Annotated in this window: 3 protein-coding genes and 2 pseudogenes; 3 read left to right on the forward strand and 2 right to left on the reverse strand. The window is 59.4% G+C overall.

The window, feature by feature from the left end; translation table 11 throughout:
* Positions 1-462 precede the first annotated feature (462 nt).
* Together AWB81_RS46655 and AWB81_RS48470 are read right to left on the reverse strand one after the other, a co-directional pair.
* Positions 463-684: pseudogene (locus AWB81_RS46655) on the reverse strand (SDR family NAD-dependent epimerase/dehydratase); the annotation flags it as partial.
* A gap of 53 nt (positions 685-737) precedes the next feature.
* Positions 738-863: a hypothetical protein gene (locus AWB81_RS48470; protein ID WP_268811809.1), complete on the reverse strand. Its 126-nt coding sequence runs from the start codon at positions 861-863 to the stop codon at positions 738-740.
* A gap of 290 nt (positions 864-1,153) precedes the next feature.
* On the opposite strand from AWB81_RS48470, the gene AWB81_RS41270 reads away from it, so the two are divergent.
* The 3 genes and pseudogenes from AWB81_RS41270 to AWB81_RS41280 all read left to right on the forward strand — a co-directional run.
* A complete protein-coding gene (locus AWB81_RS41270) occupies positions 1,154-1,459 on the forward strand; it encodes a gluconate 2-dehydrogenase subunit 3 family protein (RefSeq protein ID WP_235026197.1) in 306 nt (101 codons plus the stop codon).
* Positions 1,460-2,155: 696 nt separating this feature from the next.
* Complete coding sequence (locus tag AWB81_RS41275; protein WP_062644231.1) at positions 2,156-2,926, forward strand: DUF3047 domain-containing protein; 771 nt, start codon at positions 2,156-2,158, stop codon at positions 2,924-2,926.
* Between the two features lie 271 nt (positions 2,927-3,197).
* Positions 3,198-3,461, forward strand: a pseudogene (locus AWB81_RS41280) (IS110 family transposase); the annotation flags it as partial.

Consider the following 3,461-nt stretch of genomic DNA (forward strand, 5'->3'; position numbering starts at 1 on the left):
TGTGCATGCAATGACGTTAACAGAATCGTCCTTCGGTTAACAGAGGGTAGTGCTAAGAATTGTGGGTAATCGAAAGGTTTTAGGAGCCTTTACAGTGTTTGTTGCACTTGCTTTTGCCATGTGTTCCTCGTGTAAGACCAAAGATTGGCCCGAGATTCTTGCCTTTGAATAGTCATCGACATACGCAAAGGTGCAATTCCTCGAGCTTCCGATAGCCTATCAATGCGAACGCGAATACGCAACGGCATGAGACCCGAAAACAAAGGGTTTGCGGGTAGAACAAGGCGAAAATGACGACCTGTACGCCGTCTCAGGACGTAAACCACCGCACCACTGTTATGAAGGGGTCGACGCAGTAGGCGTACAGAAGCCGAGGCTGTTGATCAGCGCTATCTTTGCCGCGATTAGGAATTCGTGGAATCGTCGCTTCGTAGTGGGCGTTGCCCCGGAGCTTCACTCGGTGGCGGCATGCACGCTGGTCTTTGTCGCCTGCAGCGGATCACGCTGATAGTGGACCGGCGAGGCGGGACAAGCAAGGCTATAATATTTCATCCACTTCGACATACAGCGGAAAGGTCACATTGTGAACCGCATCAGCTCGAAGTTGGCTGTCGAGTAAATGCGCGATGTCGTCCTTCGTTCCCGTGTAGAAGTTTCGACCCAGAGCACGTCGTCCTCTTGCATGACGAGTCGCTCGCACAGATGTGAGCCGAGAACGCGCTCGCGAGCGGACGGAGCTAGAACGTCTCTTCCTGCGGATCGATCTGCAATTCCGTGGTCGCACTCTTGCCGTCGACGAGCATGCCCGTGCCGCATGCGCAGTGCGTTGTGGCCGAACGCGGGGTCCATCTCGACGACCCCATCCCTGCGGCCCTTGCGGCCGGAAGAATCGCGACTCGTGACTCGCATAGCTCGACATGCAGGTAGCCGTGAACCCGCTCGGAAAGCGCTGGATGAACTGGACGGATTCCTTCACTTCGACGAAACGCGGATCACGGTCCCGCTTTTGAACCGACGCGATGCTTGCGACGCGCGCCGTGATCGACCAGCGCCTCGTCACGCCGTCCTCGTCAGTTTCTGCGAGGCCGTGTAATGGCGTGCGCTCACGTCCCTGTGCGCGTGCATCGTCCCGCAACGCAACGACCCGCCGCAGATTCCGGTTGCAGCACTGTCGACGGGAAACTCGCGAACAACAGCGGCGACGATTACCGCGATGCGCGTTTGCCGGCGTTGCAGGAAGCATGGCGCTTCGGTCTCGCGGCGCGACGAGGAGAAGCGCACGCGCTTCGGCTTGCCGTTCGCAACTATCGAAGAGGCATCGCAGGTTGCGCTGTTGCAGGCGATGGAGCTCGAACTGGAAGGTGCCTCATGGCGCGGCATGCCGTTGAAACTCTTCTTCTCGCAGCGGTACTGCACGACGTATGCGGCGCGTACGACGCACCCGCACGCGTGGAGCTAAATCGGATTCGGCGGACCGGCCAATCCGCGCAGTTATGGGCGATCCGGGGGAAGCGGCGGAGCAGCGCGTGCATAATCCGGAGACACGGCATGCATCGATGATGCCCTGCAATACTCTGGCGGCCAGGTGGGCCGCGCGCCGAGCAACTAAGACGGCTGTTTGTTCGCAATAGGGCTTCAGGAGCCTCCCCGCTGCCGGCGAACAATTGCCGCAGGATTGCGACTGCGATATGACCGATGCTTCATCAACAGGGCGGTGATGACGGAAAGAATCACGAAGATTGCATGCGCGATTCTCGTGTTGAAGCCGCCGGGGTGGTGGACATAGGATTCCCTTCCTTCAAGTGGAATGAGGGTGGGACGACATTTCGGCATAAGACTGCCCGCCCCAACTCGCGTCCATAGCGCTTCGTACACGATGCATGCCCGAGCCCTTCGTTGAGCTGTCGGTCGTGGGAACCCACTCCGGGGCAGGCTGCAAGAACGCGCACGACACAGTCAACGACAGCCTGAGCGAGAGCGGCAGCAACATGCCGTCCGCAGGAGGGAGGCGTACGACCAGGCCGACCGGGATGCCGGCGGGTGTGCTTCAGATTCATTGTCCCCATCAACCTGACCGCCGGTGTAAAAAGTACGTAAAATGGTGTCAGCTGAGCCGACCACACTGGATGCTGGGCAAACACGAGTGCGACTATTCATGCCTCTTCCCTGGATCAAGCGACCGCGGAAACGAGCAGCCCGGCCGGCGTGGATCGCCGTGTCCATCGTGCTCCTTGTGTTGCCGCCAGCCCTTGTTGCGCAGGACGAAAAGGCGGGGATCGCCTTTTCCACGATCGCGCCCAGCGCACAACTGCCTGCAGGCTGGAAGAACCTGCCGGTCGTGCGTGGCAAGCCAATGACGCAGTACACGCTTATTCACGACGGCCATACGACTGTCCTGCAGGCGGACGCGAACCGCTCTGCTTCTGCGCTCATGCACGAGGGCAATATCGACCTCGTCCGCTCCCCCGTCGTGACATGGCGCTGGAAAGTGGAACGACCGATTGAAGGCGCGGACAATCGCGTCGGATCGAAGGAAGATGCGCCGGCGCGCCTGGTATTCTTATTCGACGGCGACAAAAGCAAGCTGTCGGTGTTCGACCGGGCAAAAATGGATCTGGCAAAGCGCCTTGGTGGCCAAGATCTCCCCTATGCCACGCTGATGTATATCTGGTCGACCAACGCCGCGCCAGGCACGGTCATTGCCAACCCTCACACGGACCGCGTGGAGATGATCGTGGTTTCCGGTCAGTCCGGCGATGCAGGTCAGTGGCAAAACCTGCGCCGCGATATCGTAAAAGATTACGAGCGAGTCTTTCACGAGCCGCCAGGCCGAATCACCGGATACGGCCTGCTGACCGATACGGACAATACCGGGACTTCGACACGTGCCTGGTACGGAGACCTCGAGTTCATAGCAGGGCCCTGATAACGCAGAGCCGCCGGGCTGACTACTCCCGTCGGCGCGATGCGGATGGCCGTCCCGCAAGTCTTCCGCCGTAAGCTGCGAGTCGAAGCAACCTTCCTGCGCCAACAAAAGCTTTGTCGCGGCACAGGTCAGCGACTCCAACCGGCCGAGATGGAATGGACACCGCCCTCCCTTCGGGGAGGTGGGCATGATTGAGGGCCTCCAGAACCGAACGGCATCAATGTGCCAAAGTGGAGTTGCGACACAACCACTTGAGGAACGGAGGCCCCAAATGAATGCTACGACATACGGACTGGATGTTGCAAAGCGGGTGTTCCAGTTGTACTGGGTCGACGCCCAAACCGGCGAGATTGCGAATCGGAGGTTTGGCCGTGACGATCTGATCGCGTTTCTGGCTCAGCGTCCCGCCGGGCGTGTCGCTCTCGAAGCGTGCGGGAGCGCTCACTGGTGGGCACGTAAAATTCAGGCGTTGGGACACGAGGTCGTGTTGTTGCATGCGCAGTTCATCCGACCATTTGTGCAAACGAACAAGACC

Source organism: Caballeronia arationis (genome assembly GCF_001544975.2).
Classification (GTDB): domain Bacteria; phylum Pseudomonadota; class Gammaproteobacteria; order Burkholderiales; family Burkholderiaceae; genus Caballeronia; species Caballeronia arationis.

Coding starts and splice junctions, on each gene's coding strand:
- AWB81_RS41275 (WP_062644231.1), top strand. CDS start 2,156: ATGCCTCTTCCCTGGATCAAGCGACCGCGGAAACGAGCAGCCCGGCCG.
- AWB81_RS48470 (WP_268811809.1), bottom strand. CDS start 863: ATGGGGTCGTCGAGATGGACCCCGCGTTCGGCCACAACGCACTGCGCA.